A 26,324-nucleotide genomic window follows, 5' to 3' on the forward strand; every position below is an offset into this window, starting at 1 on the left:
CAACCAATTGATTTTTATCTAATTGATAAAATATTAATGGCTACATAAGTATTTCTTAAGACTGCTTTTCTAGGCTCTGGATACTGGTTAACAGATCCGGAGTATCTCTATGGTCAAGCAGTTTCCCCTGTCTGCCCTGGAAAAGGACGTCCCAAGCTCTGCCAACCCACCTCATTCGCTTCCCGAGTGTCGCCTGTTCCATGAGCAGGCAGAGGGCCGCACTGAGGTCGAAGACTATATCGCCGCCAAGTACTTCCAGGTGCATGGTGCCAAGCTCAAGGAATTTTTGCCTTTCTTACTACAACTGAGCATGAAGGGGCAGCCTCAGGGTGCCTTCGGCCTCAGAGCCGGTTGCTACTACCCCTTGTTTCTGGAGCAATACCTAGAAGCCCCCATAGAGCAACAGGTGGCGCTGCTGGCCAAACGCCCGGTGGACAGGGCTTCCTTGGTAGAAGTAGGCAATCTTGCACTCACCAACAAGAGTTCAGGGCCACTGCTGCTGGTACTGCTTGCCGCCACTCTGGCCAGAGCCGGTTTTGAGTACATGGTCTTTACCGTCACAGAGCAGGTGGAGGCGCTGATGAAACTGCTGGGCTTTTCGCCCATGCAGCTCTGTAGCGCCGATCCTGAGCGACTGGAAGGTGACAGCGCCATTTGGGGCAATTACTACCGCAACAACCCCAGAGTCATGATTGGCGATCTGCGCCTCGCCCAAGAGGTGATAGAAACCAGTCCCCGCTTGAGACGACTGGCACAAAGGCACGAATCGGATATCAGCACCATGGCGGCCGAATTGGCTTATGCCAGGACCCGGGAGCCAAACCTATGACTCCATCGCCTCAGTTAAACCAAGTCAATACCTCTGAGTCAGGCGCCGAAACCAACCTTGATTGGGATGTTCTAGGCAAACTCAACGGCGAAGATCAGGCCATTGCCCTTATCGATGCTGAGCGGCAACTCAGCTACCTTGAACTGAAAACAGAAATCCGCCGCTATAGTGATTTCCTCAAACGCTTGAATATCCGCAGCCTGGCACTGCATGCCGGCAACAGTGTGCAGTGGGCGATACTGGATCTCGCCTGTCAGCAGGCAGGAGTTCTTTGCCTGCCCTTGCCGCTATTTTTCTCCCAAGAGCAGTTGGCAAACTGCCTTGAACAAACCTCGGTTGAGCTGGTGCTCAGCGAAAGCCCACAAATTCAGCCTTGTTTGCCAAAGGGCTTCGCGCCTTACCAAGGTCTCAGTGAACTGGGCTGCAGTCTATACGGCTGGCATTTATACAGCAGGCAGTTATACGACGAGCAGCTATCTGACGAACAGCTCTGCGACGGACATCCGGGCCAACAGAACCTTTGCGCCGAGAAAACGGCGGCTTTTCCACAAGTCCCACAGTGCACAGCCAAAATTACCTTTACCTCAGGCTCTACCGGTAACCCCAAGGGGGTGTGTCTCAGCAGCGAGCATCAATGGCGGGTGGCCGAATCGCTTGCAAAAGTCACAGCCCTGCCCAGCCCTCGGCATCTTTGTCTGTTGCCCTTGAGCACCTTGCTGGAAAACATCGCCGGTATCTACAGCCCCTTGCTGTGCGGCGGCACTGTGCTGCTGCCCTCGGATAAAGCACGCGGCATGCACGGCAGCTCAAGACTCGACAGCCGGGCGCTGCTGCAAACCATAAGCCAAGCGCAGCCGAGCAGCATGATCCTCATTCCTCAGTTGCTGACACTGCTGGTCGGGGCCTGCGAGCAAGGTTGGCAAGTGCCAAACTCACTGCGCTTTGTCGCCGTTGGTGGCGGCAAGGTCGCCCCCGAGTTACTGCTGCGGGCCAGGGAGCTTGGATTGCCGGTTTATGAAGGTTACGGCCTGTCGGAATGCGGCTCAGTCGTGGCGCTCAACACCCCGGATAAAGACACTCCCGGCTTTGCCGGCACTGTGTTGCCTCACTGCAAAGTCACCATTCGCAGCGGCGAAATCCATGTCGGCGGCGCCAGTCATCTGGGGTATCTCGACCAACCCGAGACTTGGGGTCAGGGAGAAATCGCCACCGGCGACCTTGGCCAACTCGATAAAGGTGTGCTCACCATTAACGGGCGCCGCAAGCATCTGCTTATCAGCTCCTTTGGCCGCAATATCAGCCCTGAGTGGGTGGAGTCGGCGCTGATGGCCAAACCGCTGCTGAGTCAGTGTATGGTGCTTGGTGACGCCAAGCCCTGGCTCAGCGCGCTGGTGTGCGCTCCGCTCCAAGTCAGCAATGAGCAGCTCCAGGCCTGGCTGGATGCGGTCAATGCCACACTGCCCGACTACGCCAGGATCAAACGCTGGATAAGACTGAATGAAACCGAGCTCAAGCCTCACACCACTGCCAATGGCAGGGTCAAGCGCGCCTCACTGCTGAGCGCCCTGGCCGCTCAAATAGAACAGCTCTATCTATCCGAAACCCCATATATTGAGGGAGCCCTATAATGAATTTCTACAACCAATTACAACAAGCAACCCAGAGCGGACGCGAGTATCTGCTGGCCAGTCCCATCATAGGCAAATGCCTGCAAGGAGAGATAAGCCTGGAGGAATATGTCGCCTTCCTGCACCAGGCTTATCACCATGTGAAGCACACTTCGCCGCTGCTCATGGCCACAGGCGCCAGACTGCCGGAAAGCAAGGAATGGCTCAGGGTGGCGGTAGCCGAGTATATCGAAGAGGAGCAAGGCCACCAGGAGTGGATCCTCAATGACATAGCCGCCTGCGGTTTTGACAAGGAAAAGGCCAGACGCAGCACGCCGCTGTTTGCCACCGAGGTCATGGTGGCTTACGCCTACGACATGGTGAATCGGGTAAGTCCGCTGGGCTTTTTCGGCATGGTCAATGTACTGGAAGGCACCAGCATTAATCTGGCGCTGCTGGCGGCCGAAAAAGTGCAATCGCGCCTGGGGCTGCCGGATTCAGCCTTCAGTTATCTCAAGTCTCACGGCGAGCTGGACAAGCAACATATCCATTTCTTTGAGGGGCTGATGAACCGGATTGAGGATCGCGATGAACAGGCCTTGATCATTCACGCCGCCAACAACTTCTACCGCCTCTACGGCAACATCTTCCGCGAGTTGGCGCCGGCCCAGGCCTTGGCGCTGGCCTCCTGAAAACGGTGACTAATATGGAACTCAAGTATCTGAATGTCATCATCACGGGCGCCAGTGGCGGCATCGGCAGCGCCATCGCCGGGACATTGGCCGCCAAAGGCGCCAGACTGCTGCTCTGCGGCCGGGATCAAGCCAAGCTCGATGCCCTGAAACAGAGCCTTGCCGGGGAGCATCACACCTTAAGCGCCGATCTGACCAGCAGTGGCGGTCAGTGTCAGCTGCGCCAGGCCGCCGGAGTGTTCAGCCCCAAGGTGTTGATCAACTGCCTCGGGGTCAATCAACTCAGCATGCTGGAAGCCAGCGACACCTGTGATACCCGCGCCATGATGGCGGTGAACCTGGAGGCGCCCATCAACTGTTGCCGCACCCTGCTGCCCTTGCTCAAACGCCAGTCCGAGGCCGCCATCATCAATGTCGGCTCCATTCTCGGCAGCATAGGCTACCCGGGTTCCAGTCTTTACTGCGCCAGCAAGTTTGGCCTCAGAGGCTTTACCGAAGCACTGGAGCGGGAGTTGGCCGACAGCAAGATTAAGGTGCTCTATTTCGCCCCCAGAGCCACGGATACCGAACTCAACACAGAATCGATGCGCCAGCTCAATTTGGCGCTCGGCAACCGTCAGGACAGCCCTGAATGGGTGGCCGACATCCTCTGCCGCGATCTGGCCAATAATCGCCGGGGCCGCCGTTTTATCGGTTGGCCGGAAAAGCTGTTTGTGCGGATAAACGCCCTGCTGCCCGGCCTGGTTAACAATGATACCCGCAAGAAACTGCCACTTATTCGCCAGTTTTGCCAAAGGGCCATGCCAATACAAGACACGGCCAACCCCATCACCGAAGGAGAGAAACATGAAGCCATTTAAACTCTTGTGCCTGAGCGCAGCGCTGCTGGTGAGTCCTTCGCTCTGGGCCGATGACGCAAGCGATCTGGCCGTCAAACAGTTGCAACACGACTGGGCCATCAACAACTATCAACTCAGCGGCGACGAGCAGGAAAAAGCCTTTGTTAAACTGCTGAAGCTGGCGGATGAGTCGGTGCAGTCCCACCCCCAAAGTACAGGCGTGCGCATCTGGCACGGGATAATCAACTCTACCTATGCCGGGGTCAGCGGCGGCCTCGGTGCCCTCAAATATGCCAAACGGGCTCGCAGTGACTTTGAGCAGGCGCTTAAGCAAGATCCCACCGCGCTCAAGGGTTCGGCCTACACCAGTCTCGGGGTGCTTTACTACAAGGTGCCCGGCTGGCCGCTAGGCTTTGGGGACGATGACAAGGCCGAGGAGTTACTGAAACAAGCGTTGGAGCTCAACCCCGATGGTATAGACAGCAACTACTTTTACGGCGACTTCCTGTTGGAAGAGGACAGGTATGACGAAGCCCTGCCTTTCCTGCAAAAAGCGCTCGAAGCCGCCCCAAGGCCGGGGCGCGAGCTGGCAGATGCGGGTCGCAAGCAGGAAATCAAGGCCGCACTCGCCAAAATCGCCGCCTATCGCGATAACAGTTGATCAAAACCCGTGTTGAGAAACGGCACATCTGCAGCTAAAACCTGTCAGTCTCAGTTTCAAACGGCATCAACAATATAGAAAACGCAGGCCGAAGCCTGCGTTTTTATATCTGTGCGTTTAAGGGTTTTTCCTTGAGCTCCAAGCCATTGAAAGCCGGAACATCTATGACTCAGGGCGCCAGCGCTTCACGGGTAAATTCCGAGTGGTCACACTCGGGGCAGTCTGGAATAACGCCTGGGAACTCAAAGTCCATCTCATGGCCGCAGTTGCTGCAGACCATCTTGCCCTGACTGACGATATCGCCGCTCTGATAATAACCATGGTGTTTGAACTCATGGGCCAGTTCGTGCCACTCCACCTGGCTGCGGTCACTGATTTCGCCCAGCCAATGCCAGAGGGTATTTTCCAGTGTCAGCATAGTGGGGCTGTAACTGATGTCATCTTCCGTTTGGCTCTGGATATAACTGGCGATATCCCGCTTGAGGAACTCCTCGACCAGAGACAGCTCGGCCTCACCGGCCTGCTGCTTGATGGCCAAATACTCTTTCCCTTCCTTGATAGAGTTAAATAAGCTCTTAACTGTCAATGAGTTATCTTGGTTATACTGTTGTTTGACTCTGTCAATCAAGGCCTGATACAGCGCCAGTAACTCCGTACTTCTCTCACTCATGGCCAATACTCCTTTAAGACGAACCTTTCTTAATGACTCACTTCTGGTTTATTCTATGCAGATCTAAACGGCGCAGTATAGCGCGCATGTCAAAATAATGGGCGGCATTGCCGAAAAACCTGATGCAAGAGCAATATAATCCCTCAGAAATCGAAGCCAAAGTGCAAACGCACTGGGCAGAAAAGAAAACTTTTGAAGTCACCGAAGATCCGAGTAAAGAGAAGTTCTACTGCCTCTCTATGTTCCCCTATCCTTCAGGTCGGCTGCATATGGGACACGTGCGTAACTACACCATAGGTGACGTAGTTTCCCGTTTCCAGCGTCTGCAGGGTAAAAATGTGCTTCAGCCCATCGGCTGGGATGCCTTCGGTCTGCCGGCAGAAAATGCCGCGATCAAGAACGCCACTGCGCCGGCGCCTTGGACCTATGAAAACATAGATTACATGAAGAACCAGCTGAAAATGCTGGGTTTCGGCTACGACTGGAGCCGTGAAATTGCCACCTGTACCCCGGAATACTATCGCTGGGAACAGTGGTTCTTCACCAAACTGTATGAAAAAGGCTTGGTGTACAAGAAAACAGCTTCGGTCAACTGGTGCCCCAATGACCAGACTGTGCTGGCCAACGAGCAGGTTATCGATGGTTGCTGCTGGCGCTGCGACACTGTGGTTGAGCAGAAAGAGATCCCTCAGTGGTTTATCAAGATCACTCAGTACGCCGAAGAGCTGCTGAACGATATCGATACCCTCGAAGGTTGGCCTGAGCAGGTCAAGACCATGCAGCGTAACTGGATTGGTCGCTCCGAAGGCGTCGAGATGACCTTCAAGGTGGCCGGTTCCGACGATAGCTTCGACATCTACACCACACGTCCGGATACCGTGATGGGCGTGACCTATGTGGCCATTGCCGCCGGTCACCCGCTGGCCGAGAAAGCCGCCGCCAACAACCCGGCGCTGGCAGCCTTTGTTGAAGAGTGCAAGCAGAGCACCGCCTCCGAGGCTGAGCTGGCCACCATGGAGAAGAAAGGTGTCGATACCGGCCTCAAGGCGATCCACCCGCTGACAGGCGAAGAAGTCCCGGTTTGGGCCGCCAACTTTGTCCTGATGAACTATGGTACCGGCGCCGTGATGTCGGTTCCCGGCCACGACCAGCGTGACTATGAATTCGCCACCAAGTATGGCCTGGCCATCAAGGGCGTGATTAAGCCTGCCGATGGCGAGCTGGATATCTCTGAAGCCGCTTACACTGAAAAAGGCATACTGTTCAACTCAGCCGAGTTCGATGGTCTGGACTTTGAAGCCGCCTTCAACGCCATCGCCGACAAGCTGAGTGCCGAAGGCAAAGGCAAGCGCCAGGTTAATTTCCGCCTGCGCGACTGGGGCGTCAGCCGCCAGCGCTACTGGGGCGCACCTATCCCTATGGTGACTCTGGAAGACGGCACTGTGATGCCGACGCCGGAAGAGCAACTGCCGGTCATTCTGCCGGAAGACGTGGTCATGGATGGGGTCCAGAGCCCAATCAAGGCCGACAAAGAGTGGGCCAAGACCACAGTCAACGGCCAAAATGCCCTGCGCGAAACCGACACCTTCGACACCTTTATGGAGTCCAGCTGGTACTATGCCCGCTACTGCTCACCCAAGGCAGATCAGATGCTGGATCCAGCCAAGGCCGACTACTGGCTGCCGGTAGATCAATACATAGGCGGTATCGAACACGCCTGTATGCACCTGTTGTACTTCCGTTTCTTCCACAAACTGTTGCGTGATGCCGGTTTGGTTAACTCCAACGAACCTGCCAAGCGTCTGTTGACTCAAGGCATGGTACTGGCCGATGCCTTCTACTACAGCAACGAGAAGGGCGCCCGCGTTTGGGTATCGCCACTGGAAGTGACTGTGGTTGAGAAAGACGACAAGGGTCGGATCCTCAAGGCCGTGGACAATGAAGGCCATGAGCTGACTTACACCGGCATGAGCAAGATGTCCAAGTCGAAAAACAACGGCATCGATCCGCAAGTGATGGTGGAGAAGTACGGCGCCGATACTGTGCGACTGTTCATGATGTTTGCCTCACCACCGGAGCTGACATTGGAATGGCAGGAGTCCGGCGTGGAAGGCGCCCACCGCTTTATCAAGCGTCTGTGGAAACTGGCCCATGACCATATCGCCAAAGGCGCGGCTCCAGCGCTGGATATAGCGGCACTGACCGGCGAGCAGAAAACGCTGCGCCGCGAACTGCACAAGACCATAGCCAAGGTGACCGACGATATCGGCCGCCGCCAGATGTTCAACACCGCCATTGCCGCCGTGATGGAACTGATGAACGCGCTGCAGAAGGCTCCGCAGGAAACCGAGCAGGACAGAGCCCTGATGGCCGAAGCCCTGTCTGCCGTGGTGCGTCTCTTGTACCCCATCACCCCACACCTGAGCTTCAACCTGTGGCAGGAGCTGGGCATGGAAGGCGATATCGAGTCAGCCAGCTGGCCTGAAACCGACGAATCTGCACTGGTCGAAGACAGCAAGCTGATCGTGGTGCAGGTCAACGGTAAGCTCAGAGCCAAGATCACTGTGGCGGCCGATGCTGCCAAGGAAGAGGTCGAAGCCCTGGGTCTGGCCGATGAACAGGTGATCAAGCACACCGAAGGCAAGACCATCCGCAAGGTGATCTATGTTCCAGGTAAACTGCTGAACATAGTCGCCAACTGAGAAAAAACAGGACATCCATGCTGAAACTATCTTTAAGCGTGAAGCAGTTGATGTTCGCCCTGCTGGCACTGGTCGTTATGACCAGTACCGGTTGCGGCTTTCAACTTCAGGGAAGTTATTCCATTCCGCCCGAGCTCAGCAAGCTGAGCCTTGAGAGCAGCGACAAATACAGCGAACTGAGCCGCCTGGTGCGTGAACGCCTGCGTCTCAACAATGTCGGCATAGAGGAACCCGCCAAGGGTATTCCCCGGCTGGTGCTGCTGAGCGACACTCTGGAGCGCTCAACCTTGTCGCTCTACCCCACAGGCAACGTCGCCGAATATGAACTCATCTACCATGTGCGTTTTGCCGTGTCTCTGCCGGGCAAGGAAGCACAACCTTTCGATGTGGAAATCCGCCGCGATTATCTCGACGACCCCCGCACCGCGCTGGCCAAGAGCCGGGAGATGGAGTTGCTGGTCAAAGAGATGCGCATTCAAGCTGCCGATAACATCATCCAGACTCTGGCCGCCATTGAGGTGAACTGATGCGGGTCTATCCGGATCAGTTACACCGGCAGTTGTCGCCGCTGAAATCCTGCTATCTGCTGCTGGGCGACGATCCCTATCTGCTGGACAGCAGCAAGCGGCAAATCCTGGCTGCCGCCCGCAGCCAAGGCTTTGAAGAAAGGTTGCAACTGACTCAGGAAGCTAACTTCAACTGGCAGGATCTCGCCAACGAATGGCACGCCATGAGCCTGTTTGCCAGTCGCAGAATCATAGAACTCAACCTGCCCCAGGCCAAGCCGGGTGCAGATGGCGGCGCCATGCTGCAAAACCTTATTGCTGAACAAAACCCGGATATAGTGTTGATCATCGACGGCCCCAAGCTTGGCCGCGATCAGCAAAACAGCAAGTGGTTCAAAGCCCTGGACAGCCAAGGTCTTTATGTTCCTTGCGCCACACCCGAAGGGGCCCAGTTCCAGCGCTGGCTCGACGGCCGTATTCAATACTATCGGCTCAATCTCAAAAACGATGCCAGAGCCATGCTGTATGCCCTTTACGAAGGCAATCTGCTGGCGGCCGATCAGGCGATGCAACTGCTGCAGCTGCTGGCCGGTGCCCGTCCTGTAGACAGCGAAGAGCTGAGCCGCTACTTCGAAGATCAATCCCGCTTCAGCGTGTTCCAATTGACCGATGCCCTGCTGGCTAACCAACAGGATAAGGCCCAGCATATCCTCGCCCAGCTCAAGGCCGAAGAAACCGCCATGCCCATTATCCATTGGGCGCTGCAAAAAGAGCTGACCTTGCTGCTGACGCTGCAATCGGCCCGCAGTCAGGGCGAGAGCCTCAATAGCCTGTTCGGCAAGCATAGAATTTGGGACAAGCGCAAGCCGCTCTATCAGGGCGCCCTCACCCGGCTGAGCCTGGAAGCCATAGAGTCCATGCTGGCTATCGCCTCCAAGCTGGAGCTGGCACTGAAACAACAAGGCCAGGAAAACTGGACCGGCCTTTCCCATCTGTGTTTGCTGTTCGATCCCAAGGCGGCGCGCCACCTTGGCCATATTGAGTTCGACTGAGGAGGCAGGATGCGTATCGGGCTGATGGGCGGTACTTTCGACCCAGTTCACTATGGTCACCTCAAACCCGCGGCCGAAGTCAAAGCCCGGCTAGAGCTGGATAAGCTCTGGTTGCTGCCGAACCATATTCCGCCGCACAAGGCCAAGGCCACCGCCAGCAGCGAGCAGCGCCTGGCCATGCTTAAACTGGCCTGCGACGAGTTCCCCGATATGGACATTTGCGATATCGAGCTCAAGCGCAATGCCCCCTCCTACAGCGTAGCGACGCTGGAAGCGCTGCAGCAGGCTTTCCCAGGCGCCGAATTCCAATTCATCATGGGTACAGATTCCTTGCTGTCGCTGCCGAGCTGGCATCAATGGCAGCGGCTGTTTTCCCTGTGTAACCTGGTGGTTTGCCAGCGCCCGGACTGGCACCTGCCAAAGGACGCCGAAATCCAAACCGAACTGGCCCAAAGAGGCTGCTCGGTCACCCAGGCCTTGGCGGCAAGAGCCTGTGACGATGAAAATGGCAATGGCAGTGACCATGACATTGAAAATGCGCAATACGGCAAAATCATCAGCCTCCCGGTCGAGCCGCAGCCCTTCTCCTCCACGGCCATTCGCCGCGCCATCGCCGTCGGTGACATTAATGCCTGCCGCGCCGCCATGCCCAAAGCCGTGCTCGAGTATATAATCGCAAACCGCCTCTATCTTGGCGGTTAACTGCGGTGGATGGGCGATAAATGCTATGGGACTTGCCCGCCAGCGCTGATATACTACTGCGCTTGATCAAAAACATGAGAGGATCTTCAGCGTGCAAGGCACAGAACTGAAACAATTTGTTGTCGACAAGGTCGATGATCTCAAGGCACGGGACATAGTGGTGCTGGATGTCAGCAAAAAGTCCAACGTGACCGACTTTATGGTTATCTGCTCAGGCACATCCAAGACCCATGTTCGCGCCATTGCTGAAAATGTGGTTGCCGAAGCCAAGCAAGCCGGCATGCAACCTCAGGGCGTAGAAGGCCGCGACAGCAGCGACTGGGTTCTGGTGGATCTGGGTGATGTGATTCTGCATGTGATGCAGGAGCAAACCCGCGAACATTACCAGTTGGAAAAACTCTGGTCTGACGCCAACGCCTGATGAAACTGCAACTCGTTGCCGTAGGCACCAAAATGCCGGACTGGGTCAGCAAGGGTTTCGCCGAGTACCAGCGCCGCTTCCCCAGGGACATGGCGCTGGAGTTGGTTGAAATTCCCGCCGGCAAGCGGGGCAAGAATGCCGATATCGCCCGTATTCTGCAAAAAGAGGGTGAAGCCATGTTGGCCGCGATTCCCAAGGGCAACCATATCGTCACTCTGGATCTGCCGGGCAGGAACTGGACTACTCCGGAACTCGCCTCTGCCATGGAAAAATGGCAGCTCGATGGCCGGGATGTCAGCCTGCTGATAGGCGGCCCGGAAGGCTTGGCTCCCGCCTGTAAACAAGCCGCCAGCCAAAGCTGGTGTCTGTCGGCCCTGACCCTGCCCCACCCCTTGGTGAGAGTCGTGGTGGCCGAGAGTCTTTACCGGGCCTGGAGCATCAACAACAATCATCCCTACCACAGGGAATAAGGCACCCAAGAGCCACTTGCATTAGCTGACTTTGCATTAACTGTTTGAGCCGGAGAGAATCCATTGCCGCGTAGAAAGCGAATAACCATGCATGATCACGCCGCCGAGGCGGCACTGTTCAAACGCCGGGCGCTGTTTACCTTTGTCTGCGTGGTCGCTTTGCTCAGCCTGTTGCTCGGCAACCTCTACTATCTGCAGGTGGTGTCTTTCAAAGACTACGAAACCCGCTCCAATGATAACCGTATCCGAGTGGTACCGCTGGCGCCCAGCCGCGGCCTGATCTATGACCGTAACGGCAAGCTGCTGGCAGAGAACCTGCCCTTCTACACCCTGGAAGTGATCCCGGAGAAGGTGAAGAACATGCAGCAGACGCTGGATGAACTCTCAACCGTTATCGACCTCAGTCAGGATGAGCGCGACAGCTTCACCGAGTCACTGAAATATCACCGTCGCTTCAAGCCCTTGCCGCTCAAGACCCGGCTGACGGAAGACGAGGTGGCCCTGTTCAGTGTTAACCAACACAGGTTCGATGGTTTCTATGTCGATGCCGGTCTTAAACGCCACTATCCCTACAGCAGCCTGCTGACCCATGTGCTGGGCTATGTCGGCAAAATCAACTCCAGGGACAGAGACGCGCTGGAACGCTCCGGCAGTTGGAAGAACTATGCCGCCACCAAAGACATTGGCAAACAGGGGATAGAAAAGTTCTATGAGAGCCTGCTCCACGGCCTGCCCGGGCATCTGGAGGAAGAGGTCAACAACCTGGGGCGCAGTGTTCGCACCCTCAAGGTGACCCAGCCCGAGCCAGGACAGGATATCTACCTGACGCTGGATCTGCAGCTGCAGCAAAAGGCCACCGAACTGCTGGATGGCCGCCGCGGCTCAATCGTGGCGATAGACCCAAGAGACGGCGGGATTCTGGCCATGGTCTCCAGCCCCAGCTATGACCCGAACCAATTTGTGCACGGGATCAGTTCCAAGGCCTACAGCGAGCTACTCAACAGCCGCTCGCGCCCCTTGATTAACCGTGCAACCCAAGGGCAATATGCCCCGGCCTCCACGGTCAAACCACATCTGGCGCTCTTGGGGCTGGAAGATCAAACCATTAGCGAGAAGACCCGCATCTGGGATCCCGGCTTCTGGCAGATCCCTGGGGTCGACCGTAAATATCGCGACTGGAAACGCTGGGGCCACGGCTGGGTGGACGTATATGACTCCATAGTTCACTCCTGCGATACCTTCTACTACGACATGGCTTACAAAGTGGGCATCGACAAGATTTCCGGCTTCATGGATCAATTCGGCTTCGGTCAGAATACCGGGGTGGATATCTTCGAAGAGTCTGCCGGGGTAATGCCATCGAGGGACTGGAAACGCCTCAAGTACAACCAACCTTGGTACATAGGCGACACCATCTCGGTCGGGATTGGCCAGGGTTACTGGACCACCACGCCGTTGCAGCTGGCCAATGCCACAGCCATTTTGGCCAACCGCGGCAAACGTTTTACCCCGCACCTGCTCAAGGCCATCAAGGACAACACAGCCCGCATTGAGACGCCGGTGGATGAAAGGCCGCCGATAGTGCTGAAAAACAAAAATAACTGGGAGATCATCAACGAGGCCATGCGCCGCACCGCGCAGAAGAGTCGCTTCACTGATGCCAGTTATACCGCGGCGATGAAGACAGGTACCGCCCAGGTCTTCAGCGTTGCCGAAGATGAGAAGTATGATGCGGACTCCATTGACGAGCATCTGCGCGACAACGCGCTGATCATCGCCTATGCCCCCTACGAAAATCCGAAAATAGTGCTGGCGGTGGTACTGGAAAACGCCGGTTGGGGCGGCGCCAACGCCGGGCCGGTTGCCCGGGCCATGCTGGATGAATATCTGCTAAGGGATACCTGGGAGTTGAAACATGAGCCACAGCCGTAAACCCAATATCTGGCAGAAGATACATATCGATCTGCCGCTGCTGCTCGGCATCCTGGGCCTGATGGGCTTTGGCCTGTTCGTCATCTATTCTGCCAGCGGTGAAGACCTGGCCATGATGGAAAGGCAGCTATTCCGTATGGGGCTGTCCCTTGGGTTGATGCTGTTTATCGCCCAGATTAACCCCGAAGTGTTTCGCCGTTGGGCTCTGCCCATCTATATTGCCGGGGTCGCCCTGCTGCTGGGGGTGCATTTCTTCGGTGAGATCAACAAGGGCGCCCAACGCTGGCTCAACCTGGGCTTTATGGAGTTTCAGCCGTCTGAGCTGATGAAACTGGCCTTCCCTATCACCATGGCCTGGTTTATCTCCAAGTTTCCCTTGCCGCCGAAGAAACGTTATCTGGCCGGTGCCGGGGTGATTTTGCTTATCCCCACTCTGCTTATCGCCAAACAGCCGGATCTCGGCACCTCAATTCTGGTGGCCGCCTCGGGGATCTTTGTACTGTTTCTCTCCGGCATGAGCTGGGCCATTGTCGGCGGTTTTATCGCCGCCGTGCTGGCGCTGCTACCGATTCTGTGGTTCTTTTTGATGCACGACTACCAGCGCAATCGAGTGATGACCTTGCTGGATCCCGAGGCCGATCCGCTCGGTACCGGCTACCACATCATTCAGTCCAAGATTGCCATAGGTTCAGGCGGACTCTGGGGCAAGGGCTGGCTCGATGGTACTCAGTCGCAGCTGGAGTTTTTGCCGGAGCGCCACACCGACTTTATATTCGCCGTGATCGGTGAGGAGTTTGGCCTCATCGGCAGTCTGCTGCTGCTGGCACTCTATCTCTATGTAATCGGCCGCGGCCTGGTGATCGCCTCCAGGGCTCAAACCAGCTTTGCCCGCTTGCTGGCCGGCTCGCTGACCCTCACCTTCTTCGTTTATGTGTTTGTGAATATCGGCATGGTGTCCGGTATTTTGCCCGTAGTGGGAGTCCCACTGCCGCTGATAAGTTATGGCGGCACCTCTATGCTGACATTGATGGCCGCTTTTGGCATTCTAATGAGTATTCACACCCATAGACGCTTCATCGACAGATAGGAACGCCTTACATGCCGACATTCAAAAAGCTGCTCGCACCTCTGGGCCTGCTGCTGAGTCTCAACCTCAGCGCCTGTGCCACCGCCGAGGTGCCCTCTCCCGAGCAGCTCAAGCAGGATTTTATCAAACAGCAACAGAGTCAGGGCTTTAGCCAGGAGGAAGTCGAAAGCTTCCTCGCCTCGGCCCAGAAAAACCAGGCGGTATTGGATGCCATCTCCAGTCCTTGGGAGGCCAAACCCTGGCATCAGTACTACCCCATTTTTCTGACCGAGAAGCGCCTCGAAGCCGGGCTGAGTTTCTGGCAGCAGCACGAACAGACCATAGCGCGCGCCGCCAAGACCTATGGCGTGGATCCGCAAATCATAGTGGCCATTATCGGTATTGAAACCTTCTACGGCGGTTACATGGGCAAGTACCCGGTGATCGATGCCCTCTATACCCTGGGATTCTACTACCCGCCACGGGCGACTTTCTTTCGCGGCGAATTTGCCAAGCTGATGACGCTGCTTAAAGAGGAGCAACTCGATAAGGAAACCCTCCTGGGCTCCTACGCCGGCGCCATGGGCTATGGCCAGTTTATTCCTTCAAGCTATCTGGCCTACGCGGTCGACTTTGACTGTGACGGCAAGCGGGATCTGCTGGGCAGTGTCGACGATGCCATAGGCTCAGTAGCCAACTATTTTCATCGTCACGGATGGAAAGCCGGTGAGCCGGTGGCACTGGAACTGAGCACCACAGCCACGCCCAAGGCCAAGGTCTGGAAGGGAGAAAGGCTCAATTACCAAGTGGCCGATATCCTCTCTCCCGAGGTGGCACTGAAGGAAAACCGGGATCTGGATGCCAGCCAAAAAGCACTGCTTATCGAGTTGGAACAGGCCGATGCCAAAGACTATTGGCTGGGGCTGAACAATTTCTATGTGATCACCCGTTACAATCGTAGCCCGCTGTACGCCATGGCGGTTTATCAATTCAGTGAACAACTCAAAGCCCACCATGACAAGACTTAAACTATTGCTGCCACTGACCGCCTCTATTCTGCTGGCCGCCTGTGCCGGCAACTCGGGCCGTTACACCATGAAAGATGATAGGCCTCCGGCCGATGCCCCGGATGTCTCCAAGGTGGAAGATGCCCATCCCAGGTTCGAACCCTACAGCAAACAGGGCAACAAGGATTACCAGGTCAGAGGAAAATCCTACCAGGTGATGCCGTCCGGCAAGGGGTACAAGGTTGAGGGGCTGGCATCCTGGTATGGCGCCAAGTTTCACGGCCATCTGACCTCCAACGGTGAAACCTATGACATGTACTCCATGTCGGCGGCGCACAAGACATTGCCACTGCCCAGCTATGTCAGGGTCACCAACCTGGCCAACAACAAGAGCGTGGTGGTCAGGGTCAATGACCGTGGCCCCTTTCACCCCGACCGAGTGATAGATCTGTCCTACGCCGCGGCTTACCGGCTGGACATGCTGAAGACAGGCACCGCCAGGGTGAGGCTGGAAGTCCTGTTTGAGGACAGTGAAGAGAGCCAGACCATGGCCGAGCTTCGCAGCGACAATTTGCACTATGTGCAGGTGATGGCATCCGGCTCGCGCGAACGTCTGCTTGAGTTGGCTTCAGAGCTTGAAAACAAGTATCAGGTCAAGAGCCGGATTACCGATGCCAAGCCGGTATACAGGCTGCAACTCGGCCCGGTCAGCCATGAAGGTATTGCCGCCAAATTGCTGGAAAAGCTGAAGCAGGAAGGCTTCCCGAGCAGCTATATGGTGACTGAACCAAAATCATAAGCGTTCAAAATTCCACCATATTTTTAACTAATTAAGGAACCTTAACTGAAATCTCCGGTCGACTAATGTTATACTCGCTGCGAATTTCAGCATATTTTCCGACTCCAACCAGAAGACGTATTCAGGTAATGATGAATTTTGTAAAAAGTCCCGCGAAAGCCTTTCTGTTGTTCGCCTGTGCCTCAGTTTCCGCCGCACAGGCCAACAATGCCCCGATAGTCGTCCCAGATGCACCGGATGTTGCCGCCAAGGCCTATGTCTTGATGGATTACAACTCAGGGCGCTTACTGGCGGAAAATAACGCCTACGAAAGCCTCAACCCTGCCAGCCTGACCAAGATGATGACCAGCTATGTCATAGGTCAGGAGATCAAGGCGGGTAATGTCTCTCCCGATGACGATGTGACCATCAGCAAGAACGCCTGGTCGAAGAACTTCCCCGACTCCTCCAAGATGTTTATCGAAGTCGGCAAGACGGTTAAAGTCTCGGATCTGAACCGGGGTATCATTATCCAATCCGGTAACGATGCCTGTGTTGCCATGGCCGAGCACATTGCCGGAACCGAAGGCGCCTTCGTCGATCTGATGAACTCCTGGGCCAAACAGCTGGGCATGCGTGACAGCTACTTTGAAAACTCCCACGGCCTGGATTCAGACAACCACAAATCTACCGCCTATGATATGGCGCTGCTGGGCGCGGCCCTCATCCGTGATGTACCCAACGAGTACGATATCTACAAGGAAAAATCTTTTACCTACAACGGTATCAAGCAGTACAACCGTAACGGCCTCTTGTGGGATAACAGCCTCAATGTCGACGGCATCAAGACAGGCCACACCTCGGGTGCCGGCTATAACCTGGTATCCTCAGCCACCAAAGATGGCATGCGCCTGATTGCCGTGGTCATGGGCACCAAGAGTGAAGCCGCCCGTAAGGCCGAGAGCAAGAAACTGCTCAACTATGGCTTCCGTTTCTTTGAAACCATCACCCCTTACAAGGCCGGTGACAGCTTTGTCACCCAGAAGATCTGGTACGGCGACCGTGACACAGTGGACTTGGGTGTAACCACTGACACTCCTGTCACTATCAACCGGGGTCAGGCTAAAAACCTGCAGGCCAACTTCGAACTGACCAAAGAGCTGACCGCACCGCTGGCCAAGGGTGAAGTCGTCGGCCGGGTATACTTCCAGCTCGATGGCAAAGACATTGCCCAGTTCCCACTGGTGACATTGGAAGAAGTCAACGAAGGCAGCTGGTTCAGCAAGCTGATGGACTACTTCAAGCAGATGTTTGCCGGCTGGTTCAGCTAAGCCAATAAATCGTGAGAGAATGCCGCCTGCGGGCGGCATTCTTGTATCTGCAAGAGACAGTGATATCCGCAGCGCCTCAGGGCATTTATCCTTGCAGCGCAAGAATAAAGCAGAAATGAGCAGGCCTTGGTGGATTTTTTTGCTATACTCCGCGCCCGCCCGGGTTATCCCGGCACTTGGCGTTTACTCAGGCCTGAGCTTCCGGCATTTGGGCCGCCGACACCCGAAACAGCTAAGACACACGCCAAGCGGTTGAATACAGGAATATCGAGATGAAGTTTGAATCTTACAGTTTTGCCCCCGAAATACTCCGCGCGCTCAATGAGTGCGGTTATGAGAGCATGACACCGATTCAGAGACAGGCTATCCCTGCGGTTCGCCGCGGTCAGGACGTGCTGGCCAGCGCCCAGACGGGCACAGGCAAGACAGCCGCCTTTGTGCTGCCTATTTTGCAGCGCCTGCAGGATAACCCGCTCGAACTCAAACCCGGCAATATCCGGGCCCTGATCCTGGCACCGACCCGTGAGCTGGTGTCCCAGGTTGCCGACAATGCCCGCCAATACGGCAAATACCTGCAACTGTCGGTGGCTACTTTGTTTGGCGGCGTCAAGTCGGCATCTCAGGTCAACAAGCTCAAGCAAGGCGCCGACATAGTGGTGGCCACTCCGGGGCGTTTACTGGAACAACTGCTGGCCGGTAACCTGAGCCTGGGCTCGCTGGAAGTGCTGGTGCTGGATGAAGCCGACCGTATGCTGGATATGGGCTTTATCAACGATATCAACAAAATACTTCAGAGCGCCGCCAAGCAGCGGCAAAATCTGATGTTCTCGGCCACCTTCTCTGGCGCGGTAAGGCGCCTGGCCGATGAGATAATGAACAAGCCCAAGGTCATCACGGCCGACCGCCAAAACACCACAGCGGTGACCGTCAGCCAGGTGGTCTACCCGGTAGAGCAGCGCCGCAAGCGTGAACTCCTGTCTGAACTTATCGGGCGCAAGAACTGGCAGCAGGTGCTGGTGTTTACCGCCACCCGTGAAGACGCGGATCATCTGGTCAAGGAGCTGAATCTCGACGGTATCGCCAGTGCCGTGGTGCACAGTGAAAAAGCCCAGGGCAGCCGCCGCCGGGCGCTCAGAGAATTCAAGGAAGGTAAGGTACGGGTATTGGTATCCACCGAAGTGGCCGCCCGCGGCCTGGATATTCCGGATCTCGAGTATGTGGTCAATTACGATCTGCCCTTCCTGGCGGAGGACTATGTGCACCGTATCGGTCGCACCGGCCGCGCCGGCAAGACGGGTGTCGCCATCTCTTTTGTCAGCCGCGAAGAAGAGCGCACTCTGGCCGACATCGAAAAACTGATCGGCCAAAAACTCAAGCGCATTATGATGCCAGGCTATGAAGTGAGTAATCGCGATCTCCTGCTCAAGCAACTGCAAAAACGCCGCAGCTTCGCCAAGAAAAAGCCGGGCGCCAGCAGCGCCTCGGAGCAAGTCGCAGCGGAAAAGAGCATGTCCGGCCGCAGAGTTAAGGTTAAAGTCGGCTCCGGTGGCATCAAGCCCAAGAAGCTCAAATGAGCCGCCCCGCATGACGGGCTTTAGCTCCTATGTTGAATCATTAAAAAGCCGCGCACTGCGCGGCTTTTGGCTAGTTGGGTTTTAGCTGGATTTTTCACTGGCTGGAAACACTTGCATTCTCGGCGGCAAAGCTTGCTCCCCTAAGGGACAAGCGCTCACCGCGATTGAGATAGGTGGTGCAAGCCACCCGCAGCAAGGATGCAAAATTGCTGACTCGCCCTTCCTTGCAGCAGGCCTCTTGGTGGATACGGCTGAGGCACTCACCGAGACTCAACCCCGCCTCGGCAGCGATATCCTCCAGCAACTGCCAAAAAATCGCTTCCAGGCGAATACTGGTGACGACGCCACCCAAACGCACCGAGCGGGTTTTCAACTCAAACAAGGCGGGAGCCGCCCCGGAATAGATTTCACACATAGCATCTCCGGCCAAGTGAAAGACCCGTTAAGATGACCTTTGGCCGTCAGAGCGGACAAGGCCCTGGGCAGTGGAATTCAGAGTAAGGCATGGAACTGCGCCAACCACTGAGGATGGGCAGGCCAAGCCGGCGCTGTAACCAACTTGCCGTCAGTAATCGCTTCTGTCACCTCGATATCGGCATATTCACCGCCGGCTTGGCGCACTTCTGGAGCACAGGCGGGATAAGCCGACACCTTCTTGCCCTGCACCACTCCGGCGGCGGTCAGCAGCTGCGCCCCATGACAGACGGCGGCAATCGGCTTATCCGCCTTGGCAAAGGCCCGCACCAGCTCAAGCACTTCATCATAGAGACGCAGATACTCGGGTGCTCGGCCGCCGGGGATCAGCAGCGCATCAAAGTCATCGGCACTTATCTGCTCAAAGTCACCGTTGAGGACGAAATTGTGCCCAGGTTTTTCACTGTAGGTTTGATCGCCTTCAAAATCATGAATAGCCGTCCTGACAGTATCACCGGCCTCTTTTTCAGGGCACACGGCAGTCACCTTATGGCCCACCATCTGCAGCGCCTGAAACGGCACCATGATTTCATAGTCTTCCACATAATCACCGGCAAGGATCAATACGTTAGCCATTGTCTTCTCCTGTTATTCCATCGACTCACCATCAGACTCATCTTAACCAAGCCCATAGAGGCAGAGGTAACAACCGGCTACTACCTCACACTGTTCATTAAACAACCCAGTTGCCCGGCAGACAAGAGATACCCTTGAGATTGAAAAATTTACAGTAAGATAGCTGCGAAGACAGACCGGATAACTGTCTTACTGATAACCATTGTGGTGGTTTTTCTTTGTCTACCTGATATTGATAACTGCAGCTTAGGGTATACTCAGCGCCCCATCCATATCTCTTATACGCGGAAAAACAATGACAGAACAAAGCTACAATCAGGCCTTGCTGGCATTAACCCAGGCCGGCCTCGCTGCTTTGGCGGAACGTAACCATGCCGCCGGCAGCATCAAGACCCCGGCGGCGGAAAGTCATTTTCTCTGCAACTGGATGGTGCAGTCACTAAAAGAGAAACGTTTCTCAAAGTTACTGGCAGAAGATCTCACTCGCTGGATAAGAGAGGGACGAAGCCTGGGGGCCGGTGCCAAGTTACCCGAGGTGCTTCAACGTATCCAGGCGCAGTATCTGCCAGCCATCAATAATGCCGCAGTGGGGCAATCGCTCCAGAACCTGATTGCCGAGCTCCAGGCCGAAAACTGGCTCGTCATCCTCGACTGTGAAGTAAGCGGTAAACTCAAATTAGACAACCAGGGGCAAAACAGCTTGGTGATCTCCGCCGAGCAGTACCAGCAGCATCTGCTCGATGGCAAATTGATAAAACCCATCACCCTTTACATCCGCGCCGACGAGCAGTTGATTGCCCAGTTTGCTGTCAAACATGCGCTTCTATTCAGCCAGGGGGATAAGAAAGCCAGTTGCATCAAGCACCATAAGGCTTATCGACTCTATCCTGATAACCAACAGCCCGCATTGGCATTGCTCAAGGCTTAACTTTCAGCATCGGAAATGACCTTGGAAATGGCACTGGCGAACACTATCACCGCCTGAGCCATTTCCCGGTTTATCAGAACCTTGCCCAAGTTCACTGAATCCACCTTGTGTTCAATCATGGGATTGTTAGCCAACAGAATGAGGGTTGCGACTTTCGGCCGCGGCCACAGCGGCTATCACACAGCTAATAATGGGGGTCTTTGTTGTTTTTAGTCAAGGCTGCGCGAAACATCAAAAATATTTGGCTGTCCTGTGTTTCTCGTTATAACTTCAGATACGTTTGAATTGTTGTATTGAAATTTTTAAACCCTGTAAGTTCAAACTCCAGCACCCAAGATGATTCAAGTGTCATAGGTAACTTTCCATTTATCGATTCACCAAATTTGACTTCCGTTATATCAACAGGATTATGAGCAGAAAAGAAATAAACTGACCCATCAATATATCCGTCTTCTGGGTTTACAGGGAAAGTAAATGTTCTACCAGCAGGTTCACTAAGCTTGGTAGGAAAATTAATACCGTCAATACTAATTACAGTTTCTATTTTCTCAGAATAGCCATCTAGACTTAGCTCAAACGGTTCTATTCCTATCTCAAGTGAAACGTCTCCATCGACACCAGAAATCGTTGCACTTGTATATTTAAGTTTTTCTATCGGAAATTTTCCATTCTACCGCCTGAATTATAAAGCTGCCATAACGGGTCGAGGTAATTGGCGCGCGGGTTGCGAATACAAACGCGTGACAAGTGCCGAAGGTCATCTGCATTGCCTTGTTGTGCGTGACCTCATTTTATGAAAAGTGCCTGTGTAATTTTTTGGAGAAGGCTACTCCAATCGGTGGTTAAAGAGGCTTCATCTCTTCCTGCACTATGACAAATTAGTGTTTGGAAGTGCTGTAAAATCAACAACGCGGCTTCCTCTTTAGTAATGATCCCAGTCAACACTCCTTTGTAATTCTCTCGATCTACGAGTATTTCTTGTATTTTTATTTGAAACAACTCATCAGATGGAGGTGGAAGCTGAAAGATATCTGCCATTTCAACGCCACACTTGATTAATGCCTCTTCGCTAAAATGCATAACTGTCCTATTTCGCATTAACGCCCGCCTCAGCCGCCGAAGGTCGGCTTGCAGACTCTTGTTATAACTTTTGTTTTTATCGCTGCCATACTGCAGAAGGCTAGAAAGCAACCTAACAATAAGGGAATTGTAGTCCCCATGTGATAGCTCAAGTAGCCAAGAATTTGCCAGTCTTGAAGCGAACCCAGCCTCCAATGCAAGCACACCACAAGAATAGATACTGAGGCGATAAATGCGGCGACAATATACTTCCTAATAGGAATCCACCCTACCAACAAACTAGCAAACACCCCTTTGACAAAAAAACTGGCAAAATCAATTTTCAAGCACCCGTACAGTGTAGATTTACATAGGTGATGCGACCACATATACGTAGAAACATACACGTTCTCACCTAAATAGAATCCAACCCAAGGAGCCACCAATGCTATCGTAATTAATAGATACTTCACGCCAAACCCAATAAGTTATAACGCCGCCAGCACAGGCCGGAGCACGCAGTACGGAGGTCCAGTCCCGAAGGAGCGATTGTGCATGGCCTCAGGGAAATAAGGACACCCATAATTCTTGGCAGGTTTCTCTCGCCTTGTCTAGGCTTGAATGGAGCCTTTGAAAAGGAAAGGATGCCATGCCGAGGCAAAGATATGCTCAAGTCAGTCTTGAGGCCCCCCCTTCTATCACTGCATTTATAAAGCACGTCCCTGTGCTTTCCCCTTCGGGCCAGCTGGAGCTGTTCAAATTCATTCCCGATGAATTTGTCCCGCTGTGTACGTCGCGCCTTTCTATGCGGCGTTGATGATTATTCCGGCAAGAGCTATGAACATCGCCGTGATTGGGTTGAATCCCGTCTATTGGAACTGGCGGCAGTGTTCGCCATTGACTTGTGTGCCTATACGGTCATGTCCAATCATCTGCATTTGGTACTCAGAGTTGACTTGAAAACCGCCACTGAATGGACATTGGAGCAGGTTTTACAGCGTTGGCATCTGCTTTACAGTGGAACTCTGTTATCTCAGCGTTTTCTGCGCGGTGAAACACTTTCTGATATTGAATATCTCACCCTGCAACAAACCGCTGAAGTCTATCGCCAACGTTTGATGGATATCAGTTGGTTTATGCGCGCGCTCAATGAACCTATTGCCAGACAAGCCAATTGGGAAGACGGATGCAGCGGTCGCTTCTGGGAAGGCCGCTTCAAATCCCAGGCGCTATTGGATGATGCAGCCGTATTGGCCTGCATGGCTTATGTTGACCTGAACCCTATCCGCGCGGGAATAGCCAAAACCCCGGAAGACTCAGACTATACCAGTATTCAACGGCGGATACGGGCCGCGATGCAGGGCGAAAACACACCTGAGCTGTTACCCTTTGTCGGCAATGAACGGCTGAACATGCCACAAGGATTGCACTTTGAAGCCAAGGATTATCTGCAACTGGTCGATGATACCGGGCGCATTATCCGCCATGACAAACGTGGTCAGATTACCGCCGGCACTACGACCATTTTGAATCGTTTAAACATCCCCATCGACAACTGGCTCAAGTTAACGACTGATTTTAGCCGTCTATTCAAAGGGCCGGTTGGTAGACTGGAGTCACTTACCGACTACTGTACTCACCTACAACGACGACGAAGACAAGGGGCCGCTAATTGTCAGAAGTTGTTTAGCTGAATCCCCGAGGCTCCAAGATACTTCTCTCCAATCGAACTTTGTTCGACCTCCATCGTGTCTGAAATTCGACTTTTCGCTCATTTCAATAACCGAATGGCCCTCAAAAGGCTTGAAAGATGATTTTCTGCCAGTGAAAACATTAGTGTTTCTGTGATCCAGGCAACTAGAGCCTTCACTCAGCTAATAATGGGTGTCTTTGTTATTTTAGCTAATAATGGGTGTCTTTGTTATTTTATTGTTATTTTATGTGTCTATTTGACAATGGGAATCATATCAACGCCTTAAACACCGGCGCGCGTTAGCGCGTCCAGCCCGCAGGGCGATGCTGCCTTTGTTTGTTATGTTTTTGAACATGCCAAGTCCTGCGCAACCGCCAACCTAACTTGATTCATTCTACTTAGCCTAAGCAGATAAGACTTTAGCTCGTGTCTCTGTGCTATTGTGCTCTTAGAGCCGTCGTACTTATCGATTTCTACGTCAACTACGTAAGTCCCACCTACCAACACTGTGTATAGGTCTTCGAGCTGCTCAGGGACGTAATGCAGAACATAAGAATTTATGTAGTCATGACCTTCAGACTCTAGTGCCATTCTTAACTTGGAATCACGGGCTTGAAGCGCCTCGTTGGATCGGATCAACTCTTCACGGAAGTCACTTTCCATTTTACTTCCAATAAGCTTCATTTACTCGATCCCTGTCGAAACATAACGCCTCGTTAAGAGGCAAAAAATTGTTGGCTAAAATTAGCGACGAAGGAGCAAAAGCCAACTGTTTTTTGTCCTTTTAAACGACTTGTTAAGTGCCATTTAGCTTCCATTCTATTTGAAAGCATATAGTGAATACACAACAGTTAAAATTGCAGGTATTACTATTTTCATAATTGATAGAAATTTTTGTAATTTTGTAAATGCTTTTGTTCTTTCATCAGAAGCGTCAGGGAAAGACTTAAAAAATAATCTATATGATATTTTACGAACAAAGCCGAGCAACTCATTTGAGAAAAACATTACAAGCATTGTTCCAGTAACAGCTTTGGGCAAAAATACAGAAATATCCTGAAAAGTTAGACCGTACCATATAAAACTTAAGGCAGAGAAAGTAATTAGATAAGTTAATGCTGACGTCAATATTATTGATCTAGCATCTTTTTTTGCTTCACTCTTGGATATTTCATCCATCACTTTTTTGTACTTTTCAGGATCTTCTTTTTCTAAGTTTGAGACTTTATCGTAGTTACTAAAATCCACTTCTGGCATTGGCATTTGAATGATTGAAACTAACCAAGAAAAAATAATGGATGATAATGCAAAAATAATTACGAAAGTATTAATGAAGCCGGATGATGCGGGATTAATGTATACATCATAAATAACTACAACTTGAATGAAAAAAGACGCCAAGACTAAAGTAATTAATATTAAGACAAGTATTAGTGCAATAGAGGCTGCCAGAAACGCCGAGAAACCGTGCTCACTAACTTTTTCACCTTTAGCCATTTTTTTGAATAATGCATCCGCAGGATAATCTATCCATTGATGTTTATAGAAATCTCGGACAGTTTCATCTGGAGCAATTTTGGCTATGCACTCTTTAATTAAAGCACTAATGTAACTTTTATACGCCGTTACAAGTGCCGATATAGGCGTGATTACCGCGGCAATAAATAATATAAACTCTTTATAATATCCTAGATTTTTGAAACTATAACCAAGTATTCTTAGCTCAACACCTTGAGAGTTTTGAGCTGAATATAGTGAAATCATTACGAGAGAATAAAAAATTAGAAGCTTCATCATTAAAGAATTTAATCTTGCTTCTTTCTCTGTTAACTTTTCTAGGTATTCCTTTCCAAAGAACTTTTCAAAGTTATCTCCTTCGTTGATAACTTCTCTGAAACTATCAATCCTTCTTGTTAGATTTGATTTCCAAGTTGTTTTTTCAAATTGTTTTAAATCATCATGTTCTGACAAAGATGACATGGGGAAATCCTTTTGAGATACGCCAATATTGATAAGGCACTTAACAGCTGTATAGTGCGCATGCGCGTTTTAGTCCTCGGAGGAGCGTAAACGCGCATCGCTATCTGTTTGTATTCGCTGGATATAATAGAGTTTAGTCCAAATATCCCTTGCAGCTAAACGCGCATGCGCGGTTTCCAAACCTATTATCTACCAGCTGTATTTTTTAACTTTATGAATTTAATGTTATTTTCTAAAATGTTAAAGAAATAACGCGCAAACTTAGCTGCAAATTTCCGGGATTTTTCCTGGAACGGCAATAATACTGTATAGAAAATCAGTTCTGAGGCGCTTGTCATAAGCGTTCCAAGCAGTAAAACCAAGGACCCTACAAAAAGCGTTGAGTAAAGCCATGGCTACCGCACGGGTCCAAACTCTGTTTGTCCCTACATTCCGCTGAAAACGGAAAAGTGTTGTTGCTTTCGTCCTTAAGCTTAAGGAAGTGCTAAAGCTAAGCGTTTGAATTGGTTATACAATACCCAGTACTGAATTTGAAAACAATTAGCCAAAGGTCAAGTTTTGACAAAGGCAACAAAACCCTGATTTGGTTTGTTTTTACAACAGAATTGACTGGGTTTGAAACCCAAAGCAACATGACTTTAAGCCGCTGGCACAGCGGCTATCATAGCTTCCAGCTAAAAGTTCCTAAGTTAGTACTGGCCGAGCTTCCGGCCACGGTGTAACCCATCACCTGCGGTGCGCCTTTTGCACAGGCGATCCTGTGACTCGCTGCAAG

Annotated in this window: 25 protein-coding genes; 19 read left to right on the top strand and 6 right to left on the bottom strand. The window is 52.8% G+C overall.

All coding sequences use genetic code 11. The features are described 5' to 3' along the window. Positions 1-109 precede the first annotated feature (109 nt). From ACF8D4_RS20490 to ACF8D4_RS20510, 5 genes are read left to right on the top strand one after another with little or no spacing between them, the layout of a single operon-like run. Positions 110-829 carry a thermostable hemolysin gene (locus ACF8D4_RS20490; RefSeq protein ID WP_392468939.1) on the top strand — a complete coding sequence of 240 codons (720 nt, stop codon included), beginning with the start codon at positions 110-112 and terminating at the stop codon, positions 827-829. Beyond that, complete coding sequence (locus ACF8D4_RS20495) at positions 826-2,457, top strand: AMP-binding protein (protein ID WP_392468941.1); 1,632 nt, start codon at positions 826-828, stop codon at positions 2,455-2,457. The genes ACF8D4_RS20490 and ACF8D4_RS20495 overlap by 4 nt, the downstream gene beginning before the upstream one ends. Then, entirely contained in the window at positions 2,457-3,128 is a 672-nt protein-coding gene (locus ACF8D4_RS20500; protein ID WP_028781581.1) for a TenA family transcriptional regulator, read from the top strand. The genes ACF8D4_RS20495 and ACF8D4_RS20500 overlap by 1 nt, the downstream gene beginning before the upstream one ends. Positions 3,129-3,142: 14 nt before the next feature. Further along, on the top strand, positions 3,143-3,988 hold the full coding sequence (locus ACF8D4_RS20505; RefSeq protein WP_144215720.1) for an SDR family oxidoreductase: 846 nt from the start codon (positions 3,143-3,145) through the stop codon (positions 3,986-3,988). Beyond that, on the top strand, positions 3,975-4,628 hold the full coding sequence (locus ACF8D4_RS20510) for a tetratricopeptide repeat protein (protein WP_025011680.1): 654 nt from the start codon (positions 3,975-3,977) through the stop codon (positions 4,626-4,628). Before ACF8D4_RS20505 ends, ACF8D4_RS20510 begins: the two co-directional genes overlap by 14 nt. Positions 4,629-4,797: 169 nt before the next feature. On the opposite strand, the gene ACF8D4_RS20515 is transcribed toward ACF8D4_RS20510, so the two are convergent. Further along, positions 4,798-5,298 carry a zinc ribbon-containing protein gene (locus tag ACF8D4_RS20515; protein WP_165565491.1) on the bottom strand — a complete coding sequence of 167 codons (501 nt, stop codon included), beginning with the start codon at positions 5,296-5,298 and terminating at the stop codon, positions 4,798-4,800. Between the two features lie 122 nt (positions 5,299-5,420). On the opposite strand from ACF8D4_RS20515, the gene leuS reads away from it, so the two are divergent. The 12 genes from leuS to ACF8D4_RS20575 all read left to right on the top strand — a co-directional run bounded on the left by leuS (position 5,421) and on the right by ACF8D4_RS20575 (position 18,839). Beyond that, positions 5,421-8,000, top strand: a complete 2,580-nt coding sequence (gene leuS, locus ACF8D4_RS20520) for a leucine--tRNA ligase (RefSeq protein WP_144133335.1) — start codon at positions 5,421-5,423, stop codon at positions 7,998-8,000. A gap of 17 nt (positions 8,001-8,017) precedes the next feature. Beyond that, positions 8,018-8,527, top strand: a complete 510-nt coding sequence (lptE, locus tag ACF8D4_RS20525) for an LPS assembly lipoprotein LptE (RefSeq protein WP_392466795.1) — start codon at positions 8,018-8,020, stop codon at positions 8,525-8,527. Then, a complete protein-coding gene (gene holA, locus ACF8D4_RS20530; RefSeq protein WP_392466798.1) occupies positions 8,527-9,558 on the top strand; it encodes a DNA polymerase III subunit delta in 1,032 nt (343 codons plus the stop codon). The genes lptE and holA overlap by 1 nt, the downstream gene beginning before the upstream one ends. Before the next feature lie 9 nt (positions 9,559-9,567). Beyond that, positions 9,568-10,260 (top strand): nicotinate-nucleotide adenylyltransferase, encoded by a 693-nt coding sequence (gene nadD, locus ACF8D4_RS20535; protein WP_392466800.1) that lies wholly within the window; start codon positions 9,568-9,570, stop codon positions 10,258-10,260. A 91-nt stretch (positions 10,261-10,351) separates the two neighbouring features. Next, positions 10,352-10,681, top strand: a complete 330-nt coding sequence (gene rsfS / locus ACF8D4_RS20540) for a ribosome silencing factor (RefSeq protein WP_025011675.1) — start codon at positions 10,352-10,354, stop codon at positions 10,679-10,681. Then, positions 10,681-11,151: a 23S rRNA (pseudouridine(1915)-N(3))-methyltransferase RlmH gene (gene rlmH / locus ACF8D4_RS20545; protein WP_039034324.1), complete on the top strand. Its 471-nt coding sequence runs from the start codon at positions 10,681-10,683 to the stop codon at positions 11,149-11,151. The genes rsfS and rlmH overlap by 1 nt, the downstream gene beginning before the upstream one ends. A gap of 87 nt (positions 11,152-11,238) precedes the next feature. Beyond that, positions 11,239-13,083: a penicillin-binding protein 2 gene (mrdA, locus tag ACF8D4_RS20550; protein ID WP_025011673.1), complete on the top strand. Its 1,845-nt coding sequence runs from the start codon at positions 11,239-11,241 to the stop codon at positions 13,081-13,083. Continuing rightward, positions 13,067-14,170: a rod shape-determining protein RodA gene (gene rodA / locus ACF8D4_RS20555; RefSeq protein WP_392468943.1), complete on the top strand. Its 1,104-nt coding sequence runs from the start codon at positions 13,067-13,069 to the stop codon at positions 14,168-14,170. Before mrdA ends, rodA begins: the two co-directional genes overlap by 17 nt. An 11-nt stretch (positions 14,171-14,181) precedes the next feature. Beyond that, positions 14,182-15,177, top strand: a complete 996-nt coding sequence (gene mltB / locus ACF8D4_RS20560) for a lytic murein transglycosylase B (RefSeq protein WP_392468945.1) — start codon at positions 14,182-14,184, stop codon at positions 15,175-15,177. Further along, positions 15,164-15,955 (top strand): septal ring lytic transglycosylase RlpA family protein, encoded by a 792-nt coding sequence (locus ACF8D4_RS20565; protein ID WP_025011672.1) that lies wholly within the window; start codon positions 15,164-15,166, stop codon positions 15,953-15,955. The genes mltB and ACF8D4_RS20565 overlap by 14 nt, the downstream gene beginning before the upstream one ends. A 128-nt stretch (positions 15,956-16,083) precedes the next feature. Then, positions 16,084-17,265, top strand: coding sequence for a serine hydrolase (locus tag ACF8D4_RS20570; RefSeq protein WP_025011671.1), 1,182 nt, complete (start codon positions 16,084-16,086; stop codon positions 17,263-17,265). Between the two features lie 272 nt (positions 17,266-17,537). Continuing rightward, positions 17,538-18,839: a DEAD/DEAH box helicase gene (locus tag ACF8D4_RS20575; RefSeq protein WP_234522666.1), complete on the top strand. Its 1,302-nt coding sequence runs from the start codon at positions 17,538-17,540 to the stop codon at positions 18,837-18,839. Positions 18,840-18,933: 94 nt separating this feature from the next. On the opposite strand, the gene ACF8D4_RS20580 is transcribed toward ACF8D4_RS20575, so the two are convergent. Both ACF8D4_RS20580 and ACF8D4_RS20585 read right to left on the bottom strand, forming a co-directional pair. Then, positions 18,934-19,254, bottom strand: coding sequence for a ribbon-helix-helix domain-containing protein (locus ACF8D4_RS20580; RefSeq protein WP_054745756.1), 321 nt, complete (start codon positions 19,252-19,254; stop codon positions 18,934-18,936). Between the two features lie 77 nt (positions 19,255-19,331). After that, positions 19,332-19,889, bottom strand: coding sequence for a DJ-1/PfpI family protein (locus tag ACF8D4_RS20585; RefSeq protein ID WP_028781593.1), 558 nt, complete (start codon positions 19,887-19,889; stop codon positions 19,332-19,334). Between the two features lie 295 nt (positions 19,890-20,184). Between ACF8D4_RS20585 and ACF8D4_RS20590 the strand changes: the two genes are divergently transcribed. Beyond that, on the top strand, positions 20,185-20,817 hold the full coding sequence (locus ACF8D4_RS20590) for a DUF2913 family protein (protein WP_144221285.1): 633 nt from the start codon (positions 20,185-20,187) through the stop codon (positions 20,815-20,817). A gap of 786 nt (positions 20,818-21,603) precedes the next feature. On the opposite strand, the gene ACF8D4_RS20595 is transcribed toward ACF8D4_RS20590, so the two are convergent. Further along, positions 21,604-21,897: a hypothetical protein gene (locus ACF8D4_RS20595; RefSeq protein ID WP_392466810.1), complete on the bottom strand. Its 294-nt coding sequence runs from the start codon at positions 21,895-21,897 to the stop codon at positions 21,604-21,606. A gap of 749 nt (positions 21,898-22,646) precedes the next feature. Here ACF8D4_RS20595 and ACF8D4_RS20600 point away from each other — a divergent pair. Continuing rightward, positions 22,647-23,570 carry a transposase gene (locus ACF8D4_RS20600; RefSeq protein WP_392466813.1) on the top strand — a complete coding sequence of 308 codons (924 nt, stop codon included), beginning with the start codon at positions 22,647-22,649 and terminating at the stop codon, positions 23,568-23,570. 338 nt (positions 23,571-23,908) lie between these two features. On the opposite strand, the gene ACF8D4_RS20605 is transcribed toward ACF8D4_RS20600, so the two are convergent. Further along, the gene (locus ACF8D4_RS20605; protein ID WP_071237174.1) at positions 23,909-24,253 is read right to left on the bottom strand and encodes a hypothetical protein; all 345 of its coding nucleotides are present in this window, start codon (positions 24,251-24,253) and stop codon (positions 23,909-23,911) included. A gap of 135 nt (positions 24,254-24,388) precedes the next feature. Next, on the bottom strand, positions 24,389-25,549 hold the full coding sequence (locus tag ACF8D4_RS20610; protein WP_392468948.1) for a hypothetical protein: 1,161 nt from the start codon (positions 25,547-25,549) through the stop codon (positions 24,389-24,391). Positions 25,550-26,324: the final 775 nt, after the last annotated feature.

The sequence above is a fragment of the Shewanella sp. YQ_9 genome (genome assembly GCF_043103185.1).
In the GTDB taxonomy this organism is placed as follows: Bacteria; Pseudomonadota; Gammaproteobacteria; order Enterobacterales; family Shewanellaceae; genus Shewanella; species Shewanella algae.